This is a genomic window from Mycobacterium paraffinicum (assembly GCF_025822865.1).
GTDB lineage: Bacteria > Actinomycetota > Actinomycetes > Mycobacteriales > Mycobacteriaceae > Mycobacterium > Mycobacterium paraffinicum.
In genome coordinates, this window is sequence record NZ_JACKUR010000027.1 from 587,720 (window position 1) to 611,322 (window position 23,603).

19 protein-coding genes and 1 pseudogene are annotated in these 23,603 nt (G+C 67.7%); 6 read left to right on the forward strand and 14 right to left on the reverse strand.

Annotation, left to right across the window (positions count from 1 at the left end):
* Window positions 1-53 precede the first annotated feature (53 nt).
* The 6 genes from H7J89_RS20460 to H7J89_RS20485 are packed head-to-tail and all read right to left on the reverse strand — an operon-like array spanning window position 54 to window position 8,011.
* Window positions 54-2,033, reverse strand: coding sequence for a vWA domain-containing protein (locus tag H7J89_RS20460; RefSeq protein ID WP_264046001.1), 1,980 nt, complete (start codon window positions 2,031-2,033; stop codon window positions 54-56).
* Window positions 2,026-3,411 carry a sigma 54-interacting transcriptional regulator gene (locus H7J89_RS20465; RefSeq protein WP_264046002.1) on the reverse strand — a complete coding sequence of 462 codons (1,386 nt, stop codon included), beginning with the start codon at window positions 3,409-3,411 and terminating at the stop codon, window positions 2,026-2,028. Before H7J89_RS20465 ends, H7J89_RS20460 begins: the two co-directional genes overlap by 8 nt.
* A gap of 41 nt (window positions 3,412-3,452) precedes the next feature.
* Entirely contained in the window at window positions 3,453-5,048 is a 1,596-nt protein-coding gene (purH, locus tag H7J89_RS20470; RefSeq protein ID WP_264046003.1) for a bifunctional phosphoribosylaminoimidazolecarboxamide formyltransferase/IMP cyclohydrolase, read from the reverse strand.
* Entirely contained in the window at window positions 5,045-5,692 is a 648-nt protein-coding gene (purN, locus tag H7J89_RS20475) for a phosphoribosylglycinamide formyltransferase (protein ID WP_264046004.1), read from the reverse strand. Before purN ends, purH begins: the two co-directional genes overlap by 4 nt.
* Window positions 5,693-5,713: 21 nt before the next feature.
* The gene (locus tag H7J89_RS20480) at window positions 5,714-7,087 is read right to left on the reverse strand and encodes a cell division protein PerM (RefSeq protein ID WP_372513809.1); all 1,374 of its coding nucleotides are present in this window, start codon (window positions 7,085-7,087) and stop codon (window positions 5,714-5,716) included.
* A gap of 39 nt (window positions 7,088-7,126) precedes the next feature.
* Window positions 7,127-8,011, reverse strand: a complete 885-nt coding sequence (locus H7J89_RS20485) for a DUF5336 domain-containing protein (RefSeq protein ID WP_264046006.1) — start codon at window positions 8,009-8,011, stop codon at window positions 7,127-7,129.
* Window positions 8,012-8,256: 245 nt separating this feature from the next.
* Here H7J89_RS20485 and H7J89_RS20490 point away from each other — a divergent pair, with 245 nt between their 5' ends.
* The gene (locus H7J89_RS20490; RefSeq protein ID WP_264046007.1) at window positions 8,257-9,105 is read left to right on the forward strand and encodes an LLM class F420-dependent oxidoreductase; all 849 of its coding nucleotides are present in this window, start codon (window positions 8,257-8,259) and stop codon (window positions 9,103-9,105) included.
* An 87-nt stretch (window positions 9,106-9,192) separates the two neighbouring features.
* On the opposite strand, the gene H7J89_RS20495 is transcribed toward H7J89_RS20490, so the two are convergent.
* From H7J89_RS20495 to sucC, 3 genes are all read right to left on the reverse strand, one after another.
* A complete protein-coding gene (locus H7J89_RS20495) occupies window positions 9,193-10,719 on the reverse strand; it encodes an acetyl-CoA acetyltransferase (RefSeq protein ID WP_264046008.1) in 1,527 nt (508 codons plus the stop codon).
* A gap of 61 nt (window positions 10,720-10,780) precedes the next feature.
* Window positions 10,781-11,683 (reverse strand): succinate--CoA ligase subunit alpha, encoded by a 903-nt coding sequence (sucD, locus tag H7J89_RS20500; protein ID WP_264046009.1) that lies wholly within the window; start codon window positions 11,681-11,683, stop codon window positions 10,781-10,783.
* A gap of 17 nt (window positions 11,684-11,700) precedes the next feature.
* Entirely contained in the window at window positions 11,701-12,864 is a 1,164-nt protein-coding gene (gene sucC, locus H7J89_RS20505) for an ADP-forming succinate--CoA ligase subunit beta (RefSeq protein ID WP_264046010.1), read from the reverse strand.
* A 323-nt stretch (window positions 12,865-13,187) separates the two neighbouring features.
* On the opposite strand from sucC, the gene H7J89_RS20510 reads away from it, so the two are divergent.
* Both H7J89_RS20510 and H7J89_RS20515 read left to right on the forward strand, forming a co-directional pair.
* On the forward strand, window positions 13,188-14,234 hold the full coding sequence (locus H7J89_RS20510; protein WP_264046011.1) for a M23 family metallopeptidase: 1,047 nt from the start codon (window positions 13,188-13,190) through the stop codon (window positions 14,232-14,234).
* Between the two features lies 1 nt (window position 14,235).
* Window positions 14,236-14,802, forward strand: coding sequence for a hypothetical protein (locus tag H7J89_RS20515; RefSeq protein ID WP_264046012.1), 567 nt, complete (start codon window positions 14,236-14,238; stop codon window positions 14,800-14,802).
* 106 nt (window positions 14,803-14,908) lie between these two features.
* Here the strand turns inward: H7J89_RS20515 and pcrA are convergent, their stop codons facing one another.
* Window positions 14,909-17,242 carry a DNA helicase PcrA gene (gene pcrA, locus H7J89_RS20520; protein WP_264046013.1) on the reverse strand — a complete coding sequence of 778 codons (2,334 nt, stop codon included), beginning with the start codon at window positions 17,240-17,242 and terminating at the stop codon, window positions 14,909-14,911.
* A 555-nt stretch (window positions 17,243-17,797) separates the two neighbouring features.
* Here pcrA and H7J89_RS20525 point away from each other — a divergent pair.
* Window positions 17,798-18,130, forward strand: a complete 333-nt coding sequence (locus tag H7J89_RS20525) for a chorismate mutase (RefSeq protein WP_264046014.1) — start codon at window positions 17,798-17,800, stop codon at window positions 18,128-18,130.
* Window positions 18,131-18,286: 156 nt separating this feature from the next.
* Entirely contained in the window at window positions 18,287-19,951 is a 1,665-nt protein-coding gene (gene pgi, locus H7J89_RS20530; protein ID WP_264046015.1) for a glucose-6-phosphate isomerase, read from the forward strand.
* A gap of 6 nt (window positions 19,952-19,957) precedes the next feature.
* On the opposite strand, the gene H7J89_RS20535 is transcribed toward pgi, so the two are convergent.
* A complete protein-coding gene (locus tag H7J89_RS20535) occupies window positions 19,958-20,533 on the reverse strand; it encodes a TetR/AcrR family transcriptional regulator (RefSeq protein ID WP_264046141.1) in 576 nt (191 codons plus the stop codon).
* 93 nt (window positions 20,534-20,626) lie between these two features.
* Here H7J89_RS20535 and H7J89_RS20540 point away from each other — a divergent pair, with 93 nt between their 5' ends.
* Window positions 20,627-21,946 carry an oxygenase MpaB family protein gene (locus H7J89_RS20540; RefSeq protein ID WP_264046016.1) on the forward strand — a complete coding sequence of 440 codons (1,320 nt, stop codon included), beginning with the start codon at window positions 20,627-20,629 and terminating at the stop codon, window positions 21,944-21,946.
* A gap of 1 nt (window position 21,947) precedes the next feature.
* On the opposite strand, the gene H7J89_RS20545 is transcribed toward H7J89_RS20540, so the two are convergent.
* The 3 genes and pseudogenes from H7J89_RS20545 to H7J89_RS20555 all read right to left on the reverse strand — a co-directional run.
* Window positions 21,948-22,697, reverse strand: coding sequence for an SDR family oxidoreductase (locus tag H7J89_RS20545; RefSeq protein WP_264046017.1), 750 nt, complete (start codon window positions 22,695-22,697; stop codon window positions 21,948-21,950).
* Between the two features lie 41 nt (window positions 22,698-22,738).
* Window positions 22,739-23,206, reverse strand: a complete 468-nt coding sequence (locus H7J89_RS20550) for a zinc finger domain-containing protein (protein ID WP_231986929.1) — start codon at window positions 23,204-23,206, stop codon at window positions 22,739-22,741.
* A 153-nt stretch (window positions 23,207-23,359) separates the two neighbouring features.
* Window positions 23,360-23,602, reverse strand: a pseudogene (locus tag H7J89_RS20555) (DNA-formamidopyrimidine glycosylase family protein); the annotation flags it as partial.
* Window position 23,603 lies beyond the last annotated feature (1 nt).

Genomic DNA, 23,603 nt, shown 5'->3' on the forward strand with positions numbered 1-23,603 from the left:
CTCCTCCTTCTCGCTCCGAGTACCCGGTCGAGTGAGCACCTATCCGTCGGGGGCTAGCGGCGGCGGTACCGGAGGTAGTCGCCCACCACGGCCGCGCCCAGGCCGTCGAGATCGGGCACCACGACACGCCCCTCGACGCGCCGGGCGACCTGGTCGATGAACCGGGCCAGCCCGGGGTCGCTGCCCAGCCGGAAGATGGTGATCTGCGCGCCGAGGCGGGCCATTTCGTCGAACCCGCGCACGGTGTGGGCAATGGTCCGCGGGTGCGGGGGGTAGTCGAAGAAAACGGTCGAGCCGTCGCCGTCGAAGTCCTCCAGGTGTGCGGTGGGCTCACCATCGGTCACCACCAGCACGACGGGCTGCGCGTTGGGATGCCGCCGTAGGTGACGGCCGGCCAGCGCCAGGGCGTGATGCAGGTTGGTGCCCTGCTCGTAGACGCCCTCGAGACCGGTGAGCTCGGCCGCGGTCACCGTCCGGGCGTAGCGGCCAAAGGCGATGATTTGCAAGGCATCCGAACGAAACCGGGTGCACACGAGATGGTTGAGGGCCAGCGCCGTCTGCTTCATCGGCAGCCAACGGTTCTCCATCACCATGGAGAACGAGGTGTCGACCAGCAGCGCCACCGCCGCCTGCGTGCGCGTCTCGGTCTCGGAGACCTCGACGTCGTCGACGGTGATCTTCAGCTGCCCCACGGCGCCGTCCGGCGTGGCCGTTCCCGCCTGCCGCAGTACGGCATTGGTCAGCGTGCGGGAGATGTGCCACGGCTCGGTGTCGCCGAACTGCCAGGGCCGGGTGGCACCGGTGAGTTCGCCGGCCGCTCCCGCGCGCCGATGGTCGCGCTCCCCGCGCCTCCCCGAAAGCTGTTGCGCCACATCGCGTAGCGCCGTCTCACCGAGCCTGCGCATCGCCTTGGGCGAGAGGCGCCACTGTCCGTCGGAACCGCGGTCCAGGAATCCCTGGTTGACCAGTGCGCGCTCCAATTCGGCGAGCGTGCGGGCGTCGACGGCGGCCTGGTCGCCGAGTTGGCGTGCCAGCGCGTCGAGATCGACGTCGTCCATGGTGGCGCCCGGATAGCTCTGCGAGAGCTGCTCGGCCAGCTGCTCGAGCTCGGCGATGTCGGCCAGTGCCTGGGTGCCCTCGCCCATCCCGAAGGGGTTGTCTCCGGAGAACTGTTCGGACCCGGTCCAGTCCTCCCCCGGCCGGGCGGCCTGCAGATGCGCGTCCAGCCGGTTCAGCGCCTGCATCAGCGAAGGTGACCCGAATGCCTGCTGCGCCAAGGCATCCAACTCAGCACGCTGATCGGGGCTGAGGCTGTTGCGGAAGCGTTGCGCGGCGGCGGCGCGCTTGGCCAGGGAGTCCAACAGCTCGTCGACATTGCGCGGGTTCTCCGGGAAGAACTCGCCGTGCTTGTCCATGAATTCTTGAAAGTCCTGCTGGCTGTCCTCACCGCGGGCATGCTTGTCCAGCAGCTCGTTGAGGTCGTTGAGCATTTCGTTGACGCGCTGGCGGTCCTCGTCGGTGGCGCCCTGGAGCGCCTGCTTCATGCCGGCGAACCGCTGATCCAGCATCTCGCGGCCGAGGAGATCCTTGATCTGGTCGTACTTTTCGCGGGCTTCGTCGCTGCGCCAGTTGTAGTCGGAGAGCTCCTGAACGGCCTTGGCCGGCGACGCCGGCAGGGCGTCGAGCTGCAGTTCGCCGAATCGGGCGTCGTCGTCGAGTGCGCGGGCCAGTTCTTTGCGTTCGGCGAGCACCGCCTCGTCGAGCAGCTTCTTGATCTCCTGGAGAGTGCCGTCTAAATTGTTGCGGCGCAACAGTTCCCGTCGGCGCCGGTTCGCCTCGGCCGCCAACCGGTCGGCGCCGGGCATGTTCTTGGTGCCGCGGCGCAGCAATTCGGACAGGGCGCGGCGCGGCGACGTGCCGGCCATGACGTCCTGCCCGATCTGCTCGAGGGCCTCGCGCAGATCCACCGGCGGGGCCAGCGGGTCCGGCCCGCCGGTGTACGCCGAGTATCGCGACGAATGGCCTTTAGCCATAGACGGTTTGGCCCTCCCCGGATACCTTGTCGATCCGCTTGGCCAGGTAAAGGGCCTCCAGCGCGAGTTCGAGCGCCGCAGCGCGCTCGCCCTCCGACTGGGCGTTGACCTTGGCGGCGATCTTCTCCACCACCGGCAGGGCCGGAACCGCGGCCAGCACGTCCTTGGCCGACACCCGCTCACCCGTCGTGACCGCCGAGCCGCCCTCAACCGCCGACACCAACGACCCGACGTCGATGCCACCGAGTACCCGCGAGGCGGTGTCGGCCGTCGCGCGGCGCAGCAGGTGTTCGAGCACGGCCTGCTCGCGGCCTTCCTCGCCGGACTCGAATTCCAGCTTGCCGCGCAGGACGTCGATCACCGTGCCCAGGTCGACCACGCGGGCCACCGGATCGGTCTCCCCCAGCACCGCGCCGCGGTGCCGGGCGGCGGCCGCGACGGTTTCGGCCGCGGCGATCGCGAACCGCGCCGACACCCCGGAGCATTGGTCGACGGAGTTGGACTCGCGCAGGTACCGGGCGAACCGGGCGATCACCTGCATCAGGTAGTCGGGCACCTGCGCGGACAGGTGCGCCTCCTGCACGATCACGCCCACCTCCGCCTCGAGCTCCAGCGGGTAGTGGGTGCGGATCTCCGCACCGAACCGGTCTTTGAGCGGGGTGATGATGCGGCCGCGGTTGGTGTAGTCCTCCGGGTTGGCGCTGGCGACCACCAACACGTCGAGCGGCAGGCGCAGCGTGTAGCCACGGACCTGAATGTCGCGCTCCTCCATCACGTTGAGCATCGACACCTGGATGCGCTCGGCGAGGTCGGGAAGCTCGTTGACCGCGACGATGCCGCGGTGTGCGCGGGGGATCAGGCCGTAGGCGATGGTTTCCGGGTCCCCGAGGCTGCGTCCCTCAGCAACCTTGATCGGGTCGATGTCACCGACGAGGTCCGCGACGCTGGTGTCGGGGGTTGCCAGCTTCTCGGTGTAGCGCTCGCTGCGGTGCTTCCACTCGATCGGCAGGTCGTCGCCCAGGGTGGCGGCCTTGCGGATCGACTCCGGCGTGATCGGCGAATAGGGATGCTCGCCCAGCTCCGCCCCGGCGATCACCGGCGTCCACTCGTCAAGCAGCCCGGTCAGCGCGCGCAGGAGCCGGGTCTTGCCCTGGCCACGTTCGCCGAGCAGGACGAAGTCGTGCCCGGCGATGAGCGCCCGTTCCAGTTGGGGCAGGACGGTCTCCTCAAAACCCAGGATTCCCGGCCAAACCTCGTCGCCCTCCGCCAACGCGGTCAGCAGGTTTTCCCGGATTTCCTGTTTGACTCCCCGTTCACGATGGCCGGCGGCACGCAGTTCGCCGACGGTGCGGGGCAGATTGCTGGGTGATGGCACCACTCCACGCTACGCGGTGGGGAATGGCCCCACGCGCTGAGCGTTCAGTGAGCGAAGTGGCGGGCCCCGGTGAGGTACAACGTGACGCCGGCGCTGGCCGCCGCCGCGGTCACCTCGTCGTCACGCACCGACCCACCGGGGTGCACGATCGCTTTCACCCCGGCGGCTGTCAGCGTCTCGAGTCCGTCGGGGAACGGGAAGAACGCGTCCGATGCGGCCACGGCGCCGCCGACTCGATCGCCGCCGCGCGCATTCCCTCTTTCAACGGCCAGCCGGGCGGCGTCCACTCGGTTCACCTGTCCCATGCCGACGCCGATGGTCGCGCCCCCGCCGGCGATCACGATGGCGTTCGACTTGACCGCCCGGCACGCCCGCCACGCGAAGACCAGGTCGGTCAGCGTGGCCGGATCGGCGGGTGATCCCGTCGCCAGCGTCCAATTCACCGGGTTGTCACCGTGCGCGTCGAGCTCGTCACGTTGCTGCACCAGCAGCCCACCGCTGATCGGCCGCAGCTCGGTGCCGCCGGTCAGCGGCTCGGAGGCCACCAGCACCCGGATGTTCTTCTTGCGCGTCAAGGCCGCCAAAGCCTCCGGCGCGTACGCGGGCGCGATGATGACCTCGGTGAAAATGGTGCTCACATACTCGGCCATCTCGAGGCTGACTTCGGTGTTGGCCGCGATGACGCCGCCGAAGGCGCTCAGCGGATCGCATTCGTGGGCCTTGCGGTGCGCGTCGGCCACCGATTCCGACGAGATGGCGATCCCACATGGGTTGGCGTGCTTGATGATTGCGACGCAGGTCTGTTCGTGGTCGAAGGCGGCCCGCCAGGCCGCATCCGCGTCGGTGAAGTTGTTGTACGACATCTCTTTTCCGTGCAGCTGCTCGGCTTGCGCCAGTCCCGGCCAGGCGGCGGGGTCGCTGTAGAGCGCCGCCTGCTGGTGCGGGTTCTCGCCGTAGCGCAGCATCGTCGAGCGGCTCCAGCTGCGCCCCAGCCACTTGGGAAACGCCGTCGGCGGGTGCTCGGGCGCCAGCGTCGACTCCATCCAGCCCGCCACGGCGATGTCGTATTCGGCCGTGTGCTGAAACGCCAGCGCCGCCAGCTTTTTGCGCTCGGCGAGGGAAAAGCCGCCGTGCCGCACGGCGGCGAGCACGCCGTCATAGCCGCGCGGGTCGGTGATCACCGCCACGCTGGGATGGTTTTTCGCGGCCGCGCGGACCATCGACGGCCCACCGATGTCGATCTGTTCGACACATTCGTCGATGCTGGCGCCGGAGTCCACGGTCTCGCTGAACGGGTACAGGTTGACCACGACGAGTTCGAACGCCGCCACACCGAGTTCCTCGAGCGCCGCGGCGTGCTCGGGCTTGCGGAGGTCGGCCAGCAGGCCGGCATGCACCCGCGGGTGCAGTGTCTTGACCCGCCCGTCGAGCACCTCGGGAAAGCCGGTCAGCTCCTCGACCCGCGTGACCGGAATCCCTTTTTCGGCAATGGTCTTCGCCGTCGACCCGGTCGAGACGATCTCGACGCCCGCGTCCGCCAGCCCCCGGGCGAGTTCGACGAGCCCGGTCTTGTCGTAGACGCTGATCAACGCGCGCCGGATCGGCCTTTTCGCCGTCTCCGGCCATTCGTCGGTGCTCATCGCTTGGTCGCCTTTCGTCCGATCGTCGCTGTTCTCCCGACCAGGGTCAGGCCTCCGGTCGCGATCTCGGCCACCACGTCCACCAGGAGCTTCCGTTCGGTGACCTTGATGCGTTCATGCAGGCTCTCTTCGGTGTCGCCGTCGAGCACCGGCACGGATTGTTGCGCCAGGATCGGCCCGGTGTCCGTGCCGGCGTCCACCAGGTGCACCGTACAACCTGTGACCTTGACGCCGTAGGCCAACGCATCGGCCACGCCGTGCGCGCCCGGGAACGCCGGCAACAAAGCCGGATGGGTATTGATGATCCGGCCGTAGAAACGCGAGAGGAACTGGGGCCCAAGTATTTTCATGAAGCCCGCCGACACCACCAGATCGGGCGAGTGCGCGGCGGTGGCTTCGGTGACGGCCGCATCCCAAGCGGCGCGGTCGGGGTGATCGCCGAGGCGGGCGGTGAATGTCGGCAGCGATGCCCCCGCGGCGATCTCGGTGGCCAGGCATTCGCGATCGGCACCGACCGCGACCACGCGGGCGGGATAGTCGCCGACGGCGGCGGCGAGCAGGGAGCCCAGCAGCGATCCGGTGCCCGATGCCAGTACCACCACCCGCGCCGGCGCACTCGGGGGCACATGGAGCGGTTCGGCCACAAGCAGAGAGCCTAGTGGGAGCTACTCGCCGGGCTCGCGGTCGGTCGCGCCCGGCTGCGCTTCGTCGGGGGGCGGCGCGCTGTCGTCGCCCACCGCCTCGTCGTCGTCGCTGACCAGTGCGTCGGGCGCGGCGAACTCGTCGGGATCGGCGAGATCCGGCGGCGGTTCGTCGTCCGCCTCGTCGAAGGCTCCGGCAAAGTCCGCCGGTTCTTCGGCCGCGGCGGGCGCGGGCTTGGGTCGCCGGGGCCGGGCCCGGACGCCGCCGCTCATCACCAGGGTGATCCCGCCGACGACCGAGAACCAGAAGAACACCCCGATGAGCAAGGCGCCCTGGTCGACGCCGACATCACCGAAGTTTCCCAGCCGCCCGCTGCCGCCGTATGCGAGCAGGGACATCGCCAACGCGCCCGCGACGGAGGCGACGAGAAGCTTGGCCGTCGCCGGAATCAGCGGGAGCGCCCGCCGGGCGCACTGCTGGCCGACCGCCACGCCGGCCGACGCGCCGATGATGAGCAGGGCGACCCACACCGGCCCGAGCGGCGGGTGGGGGGCCGCGGCCAGGATCGGCAGCGCCGGAATGTCGCCGCCGAAGACGGTGAACGAACTGAACGTCGCGAAGCCGAGGTGGGCGCTGGATCCGACCGCCATCGCGGAGGTGCCGACGATGACGTTGGGCGCGTACAACATCGACAGCACCGTGAGGCTGAACTGCCCGAATATCGAATCGGTGATCCCGTAGAGGTCTTGCATCGTCGCCCAATGCACCACCAGCGACGCCGCCGTGACCAAGCCGGAAAGCCCAAGCAACGCCAGCACTCCGGCCGACGCGGCGCGCAAGGCATCGCCGAGCCAAAACGGCAGGGACGACGCGGCCAACGCCCTGCTCCCCACCCGGGACCACACACCGATCGCGGCGCCGAGGGCGTGCACGACGAGCACGCTGGTGAACGCGCGCAGGGCGCTGGGCGTCTGCAGCTCGGTGATCACCGACGACGCATCGTGGATGACGGCCAGGGCGATCGCCGCGATCAGCAAGGGACCGCCCAGCGCCGACGCGACCACCCAGCGGACGACCAACCACGAGGAATACGGAGAGATGGCCCGCGCCGTGCTCCGCGCGGTCGCCCAGATCATCAGCAGCACCGGAAGCAGCGGCATCACGCCCAGTTCGCGGCCGCCGATCGAGATCGGCACCTGGTGCACGCCCAGCCACATGCTGGCGATCGCGCCCAGCGCGCCGGTCATGTCGCTGTTGGCGATCAACAACTGCAGCAGCGTGACCGCGGCGATGATGACCAGGGCCACCACTGCCGGGCCGAACGCGACCCGGACGAGGTCCCGCGCCTGGCGAGCGCCCGCTGGCCGGTTGTCCGCGCCTTCCGACACCCTTTTCACTCTTCGGCGTACGTCCCAACTAGGCGCGAGGGCGCACGGTTAAGAGGGCGCTGGACCAGACGGCGACGAGGGCGGCTGCTGCTCCTGCCCGTACGGCTGCTGGCCCCCGCCCTGGTTGGAGTAGTTGGGCGCCGAACCCTCGGAGCCCGAGCCGGCCGCGGGCGGCGGGCTGAAGCTGGGGAAGCCGGTGGGCGGCGTGGACGGTCCTTGTTGCGCGGTCGCTTGGGGCCCGGACTGCGGCTGGGCACCGAAACCGCCGGTCGGAACCGCGCTTTGGGTCGGGGCCTGGCTGGCCGGATAACCGCCGTACTGCGACCCGTATCCGGGGTGCTGCGGCTGCTGCTGGCCAGGCTGACCGTAGTAGGGCTGCTGGCCGTACTGCCCGTACTGGCCGTACTGGCCGTACTGGGCGTAAGGGTCGTACTTGGGCCGCGGCGCCGGCGCCGTGATGACGCCCGCCTCCAGCAGGACGACCACGACAGCGGCGATCGCCTGGAGCACGCTGCACGCCACCAGGGGCCACATCGCCCAGCCGATCGCGACGCCGGCCGGCAGGTTGATCGTCTCGGTGATGGCCAGCAGCGCACCGAGCACTGCGATGACCGCGACGACTCCGGTGTAGCTCTTGGCCTTGGGCAGCAGGCTCAGCCCCGCGAGCAGCGCGGCCAGCACCGCGACGATGACCGCTGTACCCGCGTCGCCGGCGCGTCCGCCGACGCCCGGGCCGAGCTCGGAGCCGATGGTGAACGTCGGCCCGAAGTTCAGCAGATACACCGCCAGGCCGAGCACGAGCACCGCGATGTTCAGGTAGAGCGGGAGCTTCGTCGTGCCGTCGTCGTCCTTGGTGAACGACGGCGTGGCGCCTGAGTAGGAGCCCCCGGGTGATGCGGGCTGATATCCGGGGCTACCGGGCGAGTAGGTCATGGCTCCTCCTGTTGCTTCCAGTGCCTTGAAGTGCCTTTGCGGGCGCCGCAGTTGCGTCGCGACGCGGTGCTTGCGGGCGCGCCGTTCCATAAACGCCGTGCCCGGCGGTTGCGTTGCGACGCGATCGATCAACCACGCTAGCGCACTTCGGAACGCGGGTGCCGTGGCCACCGGCTTGGGCGCCGATCCGTGCCGCCACCACGGCGGCTTGCTCAGCGCAGGTAGAACACGTTCTAATTCTCTCCATGGATTACGGGCTTGTGCTTTTTACCAGCGACCGTGGCATCTCTCCGGCGTCGGCCGCGAAGCTTGCCGACGAACACGGCTTCACGACCTTTTACGTGCCGGAACACACCCACATCCCGATCAAGCGGGAGGCGGCGCACCCGACGACGGGCGACGCGTCGCTGCCCGACGACCGCTACATGCGGACGCTAGACCCATGGGTAAGCCTGGGCGCGGCGTGCGCCGTCACGTCGCGGGTGCGGCTGTCCACCGCGGTGGCGCTGCCCGTCGAACACGACCCGATCACGCTGGCGAAAAGCATTGCCACCCTCGACCATTTGTCCGGCGGACGCGTCAGCCTCGGCGTCGGGTTCGGGTGGAACACCGACGAGCTCGCCGATCACGGCGTGCCGCCCGCGCGGCGCCGCACCATGCTGCGCGAATACATCGAAGCCATGCGGGAGCTGTGGACCAAGGAGGAAGCGGCCTACGACGGCGAGTTCGTCAAGTTCGGGCCGAGCTGGGCGTGGCCCAAGCCCGTGCAGCCGCACATTCCCGTGTTGGTCGGGGCTGCCGGTAACCAGAAGAACTTCAAGTGGATCGCCCGCAGCGCCGACGGCTGGATCACCACTCCGCGCGACTTCGACATTGACGAGCCGGTGAAGTTGCTGCAGGACACCTGGGCGGCCGCCGGCCGCGACGGCGCCCCGCAGATCGTCGCGCTCGACTTCAAGCCGATCCCCGAGAAGCTCGCCAAATGGGCCGAGCTCGGGGTGACCGAGGTGCTGTTCGGCCTCCCCGACCGCCCCGAGGACGAGATCGCCGCCTATGTCGAGCGGCTGGCGGGCAAGCTGGCCGCCCTCGTCTGAGAACGCCTCGTACCGCGAGACATAAACCACGGCGACCGTACGCGGCGTGTCGTGTGCGTGGTTTATGTGTCGTGAAAGGGCCACACGTCAGGCCAGCGCGGCCCGGTTGTCCTTCTCCGTCGGCCGCACCACGATCGAAGCCCCGAGCGGCTCGCCATTGCTGAGCAGCCCGACCAGATCGGGGTCCTCGCTCAGGGCCAGGAAGCGGCTGCCGTCGCCGTCGAGACGGCCGACGATGAGGCAGGTGTGTACCGGCCAGTCGTAGCGGACGGTGTAGGTCTCGATGGTCGCCGGACCCTCGGCCTTGACGGTCACCGGCATCTTGGGACGGGCGGCGACCTCGGCACGCAGCGCGGCGCTGTTGTCGGGCTTCCAGTTCACCGGGGTGGTCGAGTACACCCCCACGGAGTATTTGCTCATGATCCCGCCGTTGGCGGCGACTAGGCCGAATTGCCCTGGCCGCTCGCGCATTTCGCTGACGGTTTCGGCGATGCCGTGCAGTGAGTAGTTGTTGCCCGGCCCGCCGAAGTACGGCAGGCCGCCGGTGAGCGTCAGGCCGCGGGGGTCGTCGGTGGCCAGAGAAGTCCCGTCGCAGAAGTTGAACACCGGCACCGGGAAGCAGCTGTAGAGGTCGAAGGTCGAGATGTCGTCGATGCCGACGCCGGCGCCCGCAAGCGCTTCCCGGACCGCCAGCACCGAAGCCGAGTTGTGCGTCAGGTCGAGGCGGTCGAGCATCGGTTGGTCCACCATGTCGGCGTGGCCGTGCAAGAACACCCAGCGCTCCTCGGGCACGCCGAGTCTGCGGGCCGCGGCCACCGACATCAGCAGCGCGGCCGCACCTTGATTGACCTGGTCACGTGCCACCAGCAGCCTCGGGTACGGATCACAGATCATCCGGTTGGACGGCGTGACGGTGATGAGCTCGTCGACGGTGCGCTCCACCGGGGAAGACGCGAACGGGTTCTTCGCCGCCACCTTGGTGAACGGAGCGAACAACTCGCCCATCTCGCGCCGGTAGTCGGAGACGCTCAAGCCGAGTCGGGAACGGCGCGCGTTCTCCAGCAGCCCGTACTGGGCCGGCGCACCGACCAAGCCATGCGCGACGGTGTAGTCGTCGAAGAGACCCTCGTAGCCGAAGCCCCGGTCCTCGAGGGAGCCCTCGACCGTGTCGGAATGGTCCGGCTTCTCCCGGTCGGCGAAATACCGGATGCTGGAAGTGTTCTCAGACCCGAAGATCATCACGACCTCGGCCGCACCCGAGGCGATGACGCCGGCGAACTCAGTGACCAGATGCTGTGGGCCTTGGCCGCCGATGGGTTCGAGAATCGCGCGGGCTGGTGCAGCACCGATGCGCTGGGCCACCGAACGCGGGTAGTTGTTCGACTTGCCCATCGGCGCGGGTGTGCGCCCGGAGAGTTCGAACTGCCGGATCGCGGCGACGGTGTCGATGAACGCGGCGATGGTGGTGGCGTCGGCCCCACAGTCATGCAGTGCGGCCTGCGCCGCCGCGGTGGCCAGTTCCACCGAGGACATCCCGCGGTAGCCGGAGTCCTCGATGCGCTCGGTGAACTGCCCCACACCGACGATGACCGGCGTGTTCGGGTCGAGATTCATAGACCCACTATCTACCTGGGGTAGGGCCCAGGCCAAATCCGGGGCCCTCGCGGCGTGGGCCCTACAGGCTCTGCAGGATCTCCCTGGCCAGCGCCGCGGTCTCCGACGGCGTCTTGCCCACCTTGACGCCGGCCGCCTCCAAGGCCTCCTTCTTCGCGGCCGCGGTGCCCGACGAGCCGGACACGATCGCGCCCGCGTGGCCCATCGTCTTGCCTTCAGGCGCAGTGAATCCCGCGACGTAGCCGACAACCGGCTTGGAGACGTTGGCCTTGATGTAGTCGGCCGCACGCTCCTCGGCGTCGCCACCGATCTCGCCGATCATCACGATGACCTTGGTGTCGGGGTCCTTCTCGAAGGCCTCGATGGCGTCGATGTGGGTGGTGCCGATGACTGGGTCCCCGCCGATGCCGATCGAGGTGGAGAAGCCGAAATCGCGCAACTCGTACATCATTTGGTAGGTCAGCGTGCCAGACTTGGAGACCAGCCCGACGGGCCCGGGCCCGCTGATGTTGGCGGGGGTGATGCCGGCCAGTGCCTCGCCCGGGGTGATGATGCCCGGGCAGTTCGGCCCGATGATGCGCGTCTTGTGACCCTTGTCCAGGTTGTAGGCCCACGCATATGCGGTGTCCTGCACCGGAATTCCCTCGGTGATGACCACCAGCAGCGGGATCTCGGCGTCGATGGCCTCGATGATCGCGTCCTTGGCGAATTTCGGCGGCACGAAGACGACGGACACGTTGGCACCGGTCTCCTTGATCGCTTCCGCGACCGTGCCGAACACCGGGAGTTCGACGTCCTTGCCGACGGGGTCGACGTGCGAGACGGTGGTGCCCGCCTTGCGGGCGTTCACCCCGCCCACCACCTGAGTGCCGGCTTTGAGCATGAGTGCGGTGTGCTTGGTGCCTTCGCCGCCGGTGATGCCCTGGACGATGACCTTGGAGTCCGCGTTAAGGAAAATAGACATGAGCCATTGATCCTCTTCTACTTGTTCGCCAGCTCGGCGGCTTTGTCGGCGCCGGCGTCCATGGTCTCGGCCTGGATCACCAGCGGGTGGTTGGCTTGGGCGAGGATGCGGCGGCCCTCGTCGACGTTGTTGCCGTCGAGGCGGACGACGAGCGGCTTGTTCGCCTCGTCACCGAGCATGTTCAGCGCCGTCACGATTCCGTTGGCGACGGCGTCGCACGAGGTGATGCCCCCGAACACGTTCACAAAGACGCTCTTGACTTGCTCGTCGGTCAGGATGACGTCCAGCCCCGCGGCCATGACTTCGGCCGATGCGCCACCGCCGATGTCCAGGAAGTTGGCCGGCTTGACGCCGTTGTGCTTCTCGCCCGCGTACGCGACGACGTCGAGCGTGGACATCACCAGGCCCGCGCCGTTACCGATGATGCCGACCTGGCCGTCCAGCTTCACGTAGTTGAGGTCGTGCTCTTTGGCCTTGAGCTCCAGCGGGTCGGTGGAGGCACGGTCTTCGAATTCCGCGTGCTCGGGGTGGCGGAAGTCGGCATTCGCATCGAGCGTGATTTTGCCGTCCAGCGCCAGGATTTGGTCTTTCGGGTCGCGCACCAGCGGGTTGACCTCGACCAGCGTGGCGTCCTCGGCGACGAAGAGCTCCCACAGCTTGTTAATGGTCACCGCGGCCGCGTCGAGCACCTCGGCCGGCAAGTGGCCCTGCTCGGCGATGGAACGCGCGGTCTCCAGGTCGACCCCGTCGACGGCGTCCACCGGAACCTTGGCCAGCCGCTCGGGCTTGGTGGCGGCGACCTCCTCGATTTCCATGCCGCCCTCGACCGAGCACATGGCCAGGTAGGTCCGGTTGGCGCGATCCAGCAAGAAGGAGATGTAGTACTCCTCGGCGATGTCGCTGGCCTCGGCGACCAGCAGCTTCTTGACGACGTGACCCTTGATGTCGAGGCCGAGGATGTTCTTGGCGTGTTCGTAAGCGTCCTCGGGGGTCGCCGCGTACTTGACGCCACCGGCCTTGCCGCGCCCGCCGACCTTCACCTGCGCCTTGACCATCACCGGACGGCCGATTTCGGTGGCGATCTCCCGAGCGCCATCGGCGGTGTCGGTCACGCGCCCCGGCGTAGTCGGTACGTTGTGCTTGGCGAACAATTCTTTTGCTTGATACTCGAAAAGGTCCATGGACTCTCTGTCTTCGCTCGACTCAACTACTAGGCCTCTTGATGGGCGGTGCCGCGTTCGGCAACTCGCACGGACGAACTGTATCGACCCTCCTACCGGCCTTTACCGGCGCGTCCGGCGATGTGGCACAGCTCACGACATCGCGGCGTACCCCGTTCGTGACCCAAATCACAATTTCAATCGGATTGCGCGACGAGGTTGCCAGTTCCGCACGTCAGCGGATACCGTCCTAGGGTCCAGATAACGGTATGGTCACGATACGAGGACATTTCAGCTTGCCCCAGCATCGTTTGGCTCCTTCTACTGCTGAAACAGCAGGTGTGGTGCGGGTTGGTCGCGCGGCCGGCGGCCGAGGGATTGAGCCCCATCGCAACGAAGTCACCGAGATCCTCCCGCTCGACGGCTTCGACTTCGATGATCTGGATTGGCGCGAAGAGGTAACCGATCTCGGCGACCTCGACTACAGCAACGACTCGACCTTCGACAACGAAGCGCAGGTCTTGCTGGCCCCCGAACTCGACGACCTGAACGAGGCAGACGACCCGGCCCCGCTATGGCTGGCCGCCCCGGTCACCGAGGTGCTGCCGCGGGTGATCGTCAGGTCCGCCGCCGAGCCCCGCATCGGTCGCGCGCACGACGTCGTCGGTGTGGCACGACGCGGCGGGCAGCATCGCAAGGAACCGACCAGCGCGGCCCGGGGCCGCCTGCTGATCTCGGCGATGGCGGCCGGCGCGGCCGCCGCGGCGGCCCACACCGCCACGAGCCATGCCGACACCCCCAAGACCGAGGCCGTGCTGACCGCGAACGCGTCGGCGCTCACCGGCGGATCGGGCAACAGCAACACCATCCGCGGCCCCCAGGTGGTCGCGCTCGAGCCGGCGGCGACCGCCGCCCTGCACAACCAGGAGCTCGCCAAAGGCGTCGCCTACGCCAACGATCGCGCTCAGCGTGAGGCGCGATTGCAGCAGCCGCTCTATGTGATGCCGACAAAGGGCATCTTCACCTCGAATTTCGGTTACCGCTGGGGCGTGCTGCATGCCGGCATCGACCTGGCCAATTCGATCGGCACACCGATCTACGCGGTGTCCGACGGCATCGTCATCGACTCCGGGCCGGCCGCCGGCTACGGGGCGTTGGTCAAGCTCCGCCACGCCGACGGCACGGTCACGCTCTACGGCCACGTCAACACGACGCTGGTCAGCGTCGGCCAGCGCGTGATGGCCGGGGACCAGATCGCCACCATGGGCAACCGCGGCAATTCCACCGGCCCGCACCTGCATTTCGAGGTGCTCCAGGGCGGCACCGAACGGATCGACCCCATCCCGTGGCTTGCTAAGCGGGGTCTTATGGTCGGTAATTACGCTGGTTGAGGTGACCGCGCCGAATCAACCATCTCCCGGTCCGCAGCCGCCCGAGTCCACGTCGCCGTCCGACTCCAAGACGCGGATCATCCGCCGCGCCCCGACCGGGCCGATCCCGATAACACCGGAATCCCCGACCGGCCTCATCCCCCCGCAGCCACCGCCGTACCAGGGCGCCGCTCGCGCGGGACGCCAAGCCACTTCGGGCGAGCCGAGTGGCCGGACGGCCGTCGCCGCCTGCGCCGTCAGCATCATCAGCGGGTGGGCAACCTCGGTGGTGGCGACCGATCTGATCACCGGCTGGTGGCGAACCGATCGTCTGTTTTGCATCGCCGTCGCGTTTCTGGCCCTGGTGTTCGCCACGACCACCGTTTCCGGCGTGATCATGCTGCTGCAGCACCGGCCTTTCGGGCGTTACCTCATCGCGGCCGGTGCCGTGGTCGCTGTGCTGACCTACCTGGGGGTGTTCATCGCCGGTGCCCGCGTCGCGTGGATAGTGCACCTGCTGCCGCTGCTCCCGATCGCCAGCGTGGTGCTGGCGATGCACCCGCGAACCAGACGCTGGCTGGAAGCCTGACCCGCGCCGAAGCGGGCGCCGGCCCGGCGCCCGCCCACTAGGCGACTTTCCAATCCGAAATCGCCCGCAATATCAAAATCCCGAGTCGCCTAATGGTCAGCAGACGTCAGAGCTTGCTGATCGGGGCGTGGTTGTGCATCAGCTTCACCCGCCCGGCGCTGCCGAAGTCGATGAGAGACATGGCCGATTCGCCGACGCCGGACACCTCTTCGACGCGGCCAAGCCCGTATTTGTCGTGAGTCACCCGGTCGCCGGGCTCGAGCACCAGCAACGGGCGCTTGCCGGCACCCGAGCGGGTCGGGGCCGCGCGCGGCGCACCGAACCGGCCGGCGCCGCTCACCGGCGCGCTGAACGACGGGGCCGGCGCGGTGCGTCGCCACTCGATGAGTTCCTGCGGAACCTCCCGCAGGAAGCGCGATTCCGGGTTGAGCATCGGCTGACCCCAGGAGGACCGGACGATGGCCCTGCTCAGATACAGCCGCTGACGGGCGCGGGTGATGCCGACGTAGGCCAGCCGCCGCTCCTCGGATAGTTCGGCCGGGTCGTCCAGCGCCCGCATGTGCGGGAACATGCCGTCCTCCCAGCCGGTGACGAACACCACCGGAAATTCCAGTCCTTTCGCGGTGTGCAGCGTCATCAAAGTGACCATGCCGGCGTCGTTCTCGGGAATCTCGTCGCTGTCGGAAACCAGCGAGACGCGCTCCAGGAATTCCGCGAGCACGCCGGTGTCCGGCACGTCTTCGTCGTCCGGCGTCTGCAACGACTCGCCCAGCGCGGCGGCGTTGGCCCGGTCAGTGCTGAATTCGTGTGCCACACTGACGAGTTCGTTGAGGTTGTCCAAGCGGGCCAGATCTTGCGGATCGGTGGAGGATTCCAGCTCGCGGCGGTATCCGGTACGTTCGAGCACCGACTCGACCAGGTCGCCGAGATCCTCGTCGAGGCGGCCCCTGAGCTCGTCGAGCAGCTCGACGAATCCGGTGATCGCCTTCTCCGCGCGCGAGTTGAGCATCGGCACTTTGCCTTCGGACGCGGCCACCAGCGCGTCGGCGAAACTCGCGCCGGTGTTCTCCGCGTACACCGCCACGCACGCCTCGGCCCGATCCCCGATGCCCCGGCGCGGGGTGTTGAGGATGCGCCGCATGCTGACCGCGTCCCCGGGGTTGTCCAGCACCCGCAGATAGGCGACGATGTCGCGAATCTCTTTGCGCTCGTAGAACCGCACTCCCCCAACAACTTTGTAAGGAATGCCGGCGCGGATGAACACCTCTTCGAACGACCGCGACGAGTTGTTGGTGCGATAGAACACGGCCACGTCGTTGTAGGTGATCTCGCCCCGGTCGGCGAGGGCGTCGATCTCCTCGGCGACGAACCTGGCCTCGTCATGCTCGTTGTCCGCGACGTAGCCGACGATCAATTCGCCGGCGCCGGCGTCGGTCCACAGCCGTTTGTCCCGCCGCCCGGAGTTGCGCGCGATCACCGAATTGGCCGCCGACAAGATGTTCTGCGTGGAGCGGTAATTCTGTTCCAGCAGAATGGTTATCGCGTCCGGATAGTCGCGCTCGAAGTCCTCGATGTTGCGGATGGTGGCGCCGCGGAACGCATAGATCGACTGATCGGCATCACCCACCACGCACAATTCCGCCGGCGGCACATCGTCGGGCGATCCCGTAGCGTCATGACCGACCAATTCCCGCACCAGCACGTACTGCGCATGGTTGGTGTCCTGATACTCGTCGACCAGGACATGGCGGAACCGCCGCCGGTAGTGCTGGGCGATCTGCGGAAAGGCCCGCAGCACCGCGACGGTCTCGCCGATCAGGTCGTCGAAGTCCAGCGCGTTGGCCGCGCGCAGCCGCCGCTGGTATTCGCCGTACACGGACGCCACGGTGCGCGTCAGGTCGTCGGAGTCGTCCGTCAGTTTGGCCACCGCCTCAGCGGGGTCGATCAGCTCGTTCTTCAGGTTGGAGATGGCGTTGGCCAGCAGCCGCGGCGAATAGCGCTTGATGTCGAGCCCCATGTCGCGCCCGATCATCTGCAGCAGGCGGCGGGAATCGTCGGCGTCGTAGATCGAGAAGTTGGAATTGAGGCCTTCGATCAACGACGCCTGGTTGCGCAGGATCCGGACACACGTCGAGTGAAAGGTGGACACCCACATGGCGCGGGCCCGGTTGCCGACCAGCCGCACCACCCGTTCGCGCATCTCGGCCGCGGCCTTGTTGGTGAAGGTGATGGCCAGGATCTGGCCGACCCCCACGCCGCGCGCCGCGATCAGATAGGCGATGCGGCGCGTCAACACGGCGGTCTTGCCGGAGCCGGCCCCTGCCACGATCAGCAGCGGCGAGCCCTCGTGCACCACCGCCTGGCGCTGCTGCGGGTTGAGGCCTTCGAGCAACTGATCTGCTTCGGAGGCCAGGTTGGCATCGGTTGCGTACACACTCATGTTGGTCCAAACTTACCGCCGCCCACCGACGCAACGCGCCCAGGCGCGACATCAGGCCAGTGCCCCGACCGCCCTCCGCCGGGCAAAACGGGGCGGCGAAAAGCGAGTTTCGCGGACAAATGCGGCCCGATTTCAAATGGCAACTAATTAGACTCGAGTAAAAAAGCGGCGCATAATCGCGGCCCGAGTTTGCGTCGCCGTCAATCTCGCACAATCTCCTATAACACCGAATTTCGCACCGTGTTAATGGATTCCGTACCCGGCAAGCAAACCCGGGGTGGGCGGTCACCGCAACCGAACACCGGGAAGTCGTACGCGGACGTCGACCGGGTAATGGCCAGCTCACAAACGCCTTTTTGCGCAAGAGCCGAATTTAGTGGCACACTCGTTTGGTGCTCAACACGCAGCGCCGTCGGCGGCCTGGCACCCCGAACTGCCGCCGATTTTTCTACGGGTACCGGTGAGCGGTCCCCGTGGTCTAGCTGCTTTCGTCAGAGCCCCGTGGTCCGCTTCCTCAAGACCGGGGCTCGTCTCTTTTGTGAGGCCCGAAACCGGATGAGACCACAACCCCCACATCCCGAGAATGCGGAGTCAGCAGAGATGAAGGTTGAGACGGTGGAAACCCCACAGACGGCCGAGGCCGAGGAGTTGAACATCGACGATTTGCGCCACGAGATCGACCGGTTGGACGCCGAGATCCTGGCCGCGGTGAAGCGCCGCACCGAGGTCTCTCAGGCGATCGGTAAGGTCCGGATGGCATCCGGCGGCACGCGGCTCGTGCACAGCCGCGAGATGAAGGTGATCGAGCGCTACAGCGAGCTTGGTCCCGACGGCAAGGACCTGGCCATCCTGCTGCTGAGGTTGGGCAGGGGCCGGCTCGGTCACTGACCGTCGCACCCTGGTTGGGCCGCGGCGCATCCGCTGGCTCGATGGTGACGGCCCGCTTCGCCCGGCTACGCCGCGCTTGCGACCGTCACTAGCCCCACGGTGACGGCCCGCTTCGCCCGGCTACGCCGCGCTTGCGACCGTCACTAGGGTCGAACTATGACCCCCGTGCAAAGCCTCCCCGACATCATCGCCACCCCAGCGTGGGACGCCCTGCGCAGGCATCACGAACAAATCGGCGCAACCCATTTGCGCCAGTTCTTCGACGAGGATCCCGACCGCGGCCGCGAACTCACCGTCTCGGTCGGCGACCTCTACATCGACTACAGCAAACACCGCATCACGCGAGAGACGCTGCGGCTGCTGGTCGATCTGGCACGTACGGCTAACCTCGAAGAGCGCCGCGACCAGATGTTCGCCGGTGCGCACATCAACGTCTCCGAGGACCGGGCGGTATTGCACACCGCGCTGCGACTGCCCCGGGATGCCGAACTGATCGTCGACGGCCATAACGTCGTCGAGGACGTGCACGCCGTGCTCGACCGGATGGGCGACTTCACCGACCGGTTACGCAGTGGTGAATGGACCGGGGCCACCGGGAAAAGGATCAGCACGGTGGTCAACATCGGCATCGGCGGATCGGATCTGGGGCCGGTGATGGTCTACCAGGCGCTGCGCCACTACGCCGACGCGGGGATTTCCGCCCGCTTCGTCTCCAACGTCGACCCGGCCGACCTCATCGCCACGCTGGCCGACTTGGACCCCGCCACAACGCTTTTCATCGTCGCCTCCAAGACGTTCTCCACGCTGGAAACCCTGACCAACGCGACCGCCGCGCGCCGCTGGCTGACCGACACGCTCGGCGACGCCGCGGTCTCCAAGCATTTCGTGGCGGTCTCCACCAACAAGCGCCTGGTCGACGACTTCGGCATCAACACCGACAACATGTTCGGCTTCTGGGACTGGGTCGGGGGACGGTACTCCGTCGATTCGGCGATCGGCCTCTCGGTGATGGCCGCGATCGGCAAGGAGGCCTTCGCCGATTTTCTGTCCGGATTCCACATCGTGGACCGGCATTTCAAGACCGCCCCGCTGGAGTCCAACGCGCCGGCGCTGCTCGGGCTGATCGGGCTGTGGTACTCCAACTTCATGGGCGCCCAGTCGCGCGCGGTGCTGCCCTACGCCAACGACTTGGCGCGGTTCGCGGCCTATCTACAACAGCTGACGATGGAATCGAATGGCAAGTCGACGCGCGCCGACGGTACGCCGGTCACCACCGACACCGGCGAAATCTTTTGGGGCGAGCCGGGAACCAACGGCCAGCATGCCTTCTACCAATTGCTGCATCAGGGCACCCGGCTGGTGCCGGCCGACTTCATCGGCTTCAGCCAGCCTCTGGACGACCTGCCCACCGTCGAGGGCACCGGCAGTATGCACGACTTGCTGATGAGCAACTTCTTCGCCCAGACCCAGGTGCTGGCGTTCGGTAAGACGGCCGAGGAGATCGCCGCCGAAGGCACGCCGGCCGACATCGTGCCGCACAAGGTGATGCCCGGCAACCGGCCGTCGACCTCGATCCTGGCCGACCGACTCACGCCGTCAGTGCTGGGCCAGTTGATCGCGCTCTACGAGCATCAGGTCTTCACCGAGGGCGCCATCTGGGGCGTCGACTCGTTCGACCAGTGGGGCGTGGAGCTGGGCAAGACGCAGGCGAAAGCGCTGCTCCCGGTGATCACGTCCGACGGCTCGCCGGCACCGCAGTCGGACAGCTCGACCGACGCACTGGTGCGCCGCTACCGGACCGAACGCGGGCGCACCAGCTAGCAGCCCTCAGCCGGGCCGGGCCATGACGTCCGACCCGAGTCGGCGCACGAAGGTGCGCAAGCGTTCCACGGTCGCGGTCTGCGGCTCACTGAGGTGCAGCTGCAGCAGTTCGCGTCCGGCGGCGTGCAGGATCCGCGCGGTGTATTCGGGGTCGTGCACTCCGGGATTGGTGCGCAGCAGTTCGGTGACGAAGAACTCCAACACGACGGCCTGCGATTGAGCCAGCCGCGCATACAACTCCGGGGGAGCGCCCTGCGGCGGGAACAGGAACAGCCGCCACGTTGCCGGGTGGGCGTCGACCGCGGCCAGCACGCCGTCGAAGGCAACCACCAGCGACTGGTCCTCGGAGACGGCGTCCAACCCGGAGACCGCCTCGGCGAACTGGGCGCCGGCCCGCGCCGCCTCACGGTCGATCAGCGCGACGAAGAGTCCCGCCGGGTCGCCGAACAGCTGATAGATCAACGACCGATTGATGCCGGCCGCCTCGGCGATGCGATTGGGTGTGGCCGCGGGGAATCCCTCGGCGTCGACGATCGCGTGCGTGACGTCGAGGATCTGCTCGCGCCGACCTTCGGCGGTCATGCGCCGCTTCGGGTTGCCCGCACTCATGCTTGACAGCATAACTAACAACTTGTGAGTATCTACTCACGAACTGTTAGTTAATGGGAGGCAGCGATGGTCACGTATTACCCCGAACTCGCCGAGCGAGTCCGCAGCCAGCGCGAATTGCAGCCCGACCTGTATGGGGAGTTCGACTTCGACCGGCAGCCGGATCGTCTGGCCACGGAGCCCGGCGTCGACTCGGCCCTGCCCGCCTGGATCGCCGACCGCGCACCGATCCTGGAAGACGACCGCGTGGTCGAGTTGATGAGCACGGCCACCCTGCTCGGCGACGTCGTCGCCGATCCCTATGCGGCACTGATGGCTTCGCGCAGCGTCGTCCAGCTGATCGACATGCTCAAGACGGCCTGTCGAGAGGGCATCGAGGCGGTGCCGGACGCGCCCGCGGAGCTGATTTCGTTCATCGCCGCCATGGAGGCCACCCCGGAGTGGATCGACTTCGACCTGGTCCGTGAGGGCGCCCGCCAAGAGCGGATCCCCGCAGCGCTGCTGGCCCCCTTCATCACGCGAGGGGCCTTCATCGCGACCTTCACCAACACCTACGCCGCACTGCCGATGGCGCTCACCGGCGCACTCTCGGGCAAGCGGGCCGCCCGGCGGGTAAACGAGACCGCCAGTTTCTTCGCCGTCACCACCCTGCCCGGGGCGCTGGACCGTTTCGGTCCCGGTTTCGAGGCGGCCGCCATGGTCCGGCTGATGCACTCGATGGTCCGCTACAACGCCCTCAAGAAATCCGACAAGTGGGATGCCGCCGTGTACGGCATGCCCGTGCCGCAGGTCGACCAGATGCCGGCCGGAATGATCGGCCAGTACCTGCTGGCTCGAAAGGCGCGCCAACAGGGCCGGACCGAGTTCACCGCCGAAGAGCGCGCCGTGGTCGAATTCGCCAGGTACCGCTGCTTTTTGCTCGGCCTGCCGGAAGAATTGTTGCCTGCCGAACCGGCCGACATCATCCACGTCATGCACGCACGCTCGGCACTGCTGCGCGACGGATTCGACAGCATCTGCCAAGAACTCGTCCGCGGCACGATGGCGGCCTATTTGCGCCCCGACACGACGCTGTTCGACCGTTGCGCCGAGGCGGTCGAAAAGAGTTTCAGCAAGCTCACTTTCGTTCGCACCTTCTGCAATGGGAATCGTGAGATCGCCGAGGCCATGGGTGTCTCAATGGGGCCGACGGACCTCATCCGGGTCGCCCTCACCGCGCCCTTCATCATCGGGCGTTTCACCGCCGTGAGCCACGCCAGCCGCATCCCCGTGCTTCGGGACATCACCGACGCCTATGTCATCGGGCTCCTCAAGCTACGGCTGGCGACCTACGGCAAGCCCGAATTCACCAGCGACGCAGCACATTACACGCCGGTGCCGCACTGACTTAGGCGAACCACTTGGTGAGCGGGGGCGGCAGCACCCGCATCACCTGCACCAGCGGCGCCCACGGCCACCACGGCACCGCCGCCCGGCCGGGCTCGCGCTCCATGGCGGCGACGAGCGCGTTGACGCCGGTCTGGTTGTCCACCATCAACATTGTGCTGTTCGACTTGGCCGTCATCTCCGACTCGATGTAGCCGGGCTCGATGACCGAAACCTTGATGGGGCCCTTGGCGTATTCGGCGCGCAGCGATTCACCCAGCGAGCTCAACCCGGCCTTGCTTGCGGCGTACGCGGCCTTGACGCCCGGCACTCCCTTGTTGCCGAGCACCGACGAGATGAGCACGAGGTGGCCCGAACCGGTGTTGTTGAACATCTCCAGCGCGGTCTCGATCTGCACCAGCGCCGCCACCAGATTGGTCTCGAGGGTCGCCTTGTTGGCCCACAACTTGCCCGAGCCGAGCTTCGCACCCTTGCCGATGCCGGCGTTGACGATGACGCGGTCGATGCCGCCGAGCTCGTCGCTGAGTTCGCCGAAGACCTTCGGCACCTGCTCGTGGTCGTTGACGTCCAGCGCCGCCACAGCGATCTTGATGCACGGGTACTGTTGCGACAGTTCGGCTTTCAGCTCGTCCAGCCGGTCGGTGCGCCGCGCGCACAATGCCAGGTCGCGGCCCTTGGCGGCGAACGCTCGCGCCATGCCGGCGCCCAGCCCGGAACTGGCACCCGTGATGAGGATCTTCTGACGAGTCATCCGGGCAGCATATCGACAGGTGTCAAGTCGCGGGCCGCCGCCTACTTGAGCAGCCGCGACATCCGCCGGTCGGCCAGCACCTTGCCGCCGGTCTGGCACGTCGGACAGTATTGAAAAGACTTATCCGCGAAGGAAACTTCACGCACGGTGTCCCCGCACACCGGGCAGGGCAGGCCGGTGCGGGCATGCACCCGTAGGCCGGAGCGCTTCTCGCCCTTGAGCGTGGCCGCCCCCTGGCCCACGGACCGGCTCACCGCGTCGCGCAGGACGGACACCATCGCGTCGTGCAGCGTGGCGAGCTGCTCATCGGTCAGCTTGCCCGCGGTGGCGAACGGCGAGATCTTCGCGACGTGCAGGATTTCGTCGCTGTACGCGTTGCCGATGCCGGCGATCACCTTCTGATCGGTGATGACCGTTTTGATCCGCCCGGTGTTGCCGGCCAGGAGCCCGGCAAGATCGTCGACGCTGAGCTCCAGCGCGTCGGGACCGAGGGCGGCGATGCCGGGCACCGACTGCGGATCGTCGACGAGCCACACCGCCAGCCGCTTCTGGGTGCCGGCCTCGGTCAGGTCGAAGCCGGGCGCGTCGCCGGGCATGCCCAGGTGCACGCGCAGCGCGATGGGGCCCTTGCCGGGCCGGAGCGGCGCCGCGGCCAGTTTGTCGGACCACCGCAGCCACCCCGCCCGGGACAGGTGAGTGATCAAGTTCAGCTCTCCCGCCTGCAACCCGAGGTACTTGCCCCATCGGTGGGCCCCCGTCACGGGTTGGCCGTGCAGCACGCTGAGCGGCGGGTCGAAGGTTTTCAGCACGGAGAGCGCGCCGACGTCCACGCGGCCGATCGTCAGGCCGACGGCGTGGCGGCGCAGATGGTCGGCCAGGGCTTCGACCTCGGGCAGTTCGGGCACG

Coding starts and splice junctions, on each gene's coding strand:
- H7J89_RS20490 (WP_264046007.1), top strand. CDS start 8,257: ATGGATTACGGGCTTGTGCTTTTTACCAGCGACCGTGGCATCTCTCCG.
- H7J89_RS20525 (WP_264046014.1), top strand. CDS start 17,798: ATGAGACCACAACCCCCACATCCCGAGAATGCGGAGTCAGCAGAGATG.
- pcrA (WP_264046013.1), bottom strand. CDS start 17,242: ATGAGTGTGTACGCAACCGATGCCAACCTGGCCTCCGAAGCAGATCAG.
- H7J89_RS20545 (WP_264046017.1), bottom strand. CDS start 22,697: ATGACTCGTCAGAAGATCCTCATCACGGGTGCCAGTTCCGGGCTGGGC.
- pgi (WP_264046015.1), top strand. CDS start 18,287: ATGACCCCCGTGCAAAGCCTCCCCGACATCATCGCCACCCCAGCGTGG.
- H7J89_RS20495 (WP_264046008.1), bottom strand. CDS start 10,719: ATGAATCTCGACCCGAACACGCCGGTCATCGTCGGTGTGGGGCAGTTC.
- sucD (WP_264046009.1), bottom strand. CDS start 11,683: ATGTCTATTTTCCTTAACGCGGACTCCAAGGTCATCGTCCAGGGCATC.
- purH (WP_264046003.1), bottom strand. CDS start 5,048: ATGAGCACCGACGAATGGCCGGAGACGGCGAAAAGGCCGATCCGGCGC.
- sucC (WP_264046010.1), bottom strand. CDS start 12,864: ATGGACCTTTTCGAGTATCAAGCAAAAGAATTGTTCGCCAAGCACAAC.
- H7J89_RS20535 (WP_264046141.1), bottom strand. CDS start 20,533: ATGACCGCCGAAGGTCGGCGCGAGCAGATCCTCGACGTCACGCACGCG.
- H7J89_RS20485 (WP_264046006.1), bottom strand. CDS start 8,011: ATGACCTACTCGCCCGGTAGCCCCGGATATCAGCCCGCATCACCCGGG.
- H7J89_RS20540 (WP_264046016.1), top strand. CDS start 20,627: ATGGTCACGTATTACCCCGAACTCGCCGAGCGAGTCCGCAGCCAGCGC.
- H7J89_RS20460 (WP_264046001.1), bottom strand. CDS start 2,033: ATGGCTAAAGGCCATTCGTCGCGATACTCGGCGTACACCGGCGGGCCG.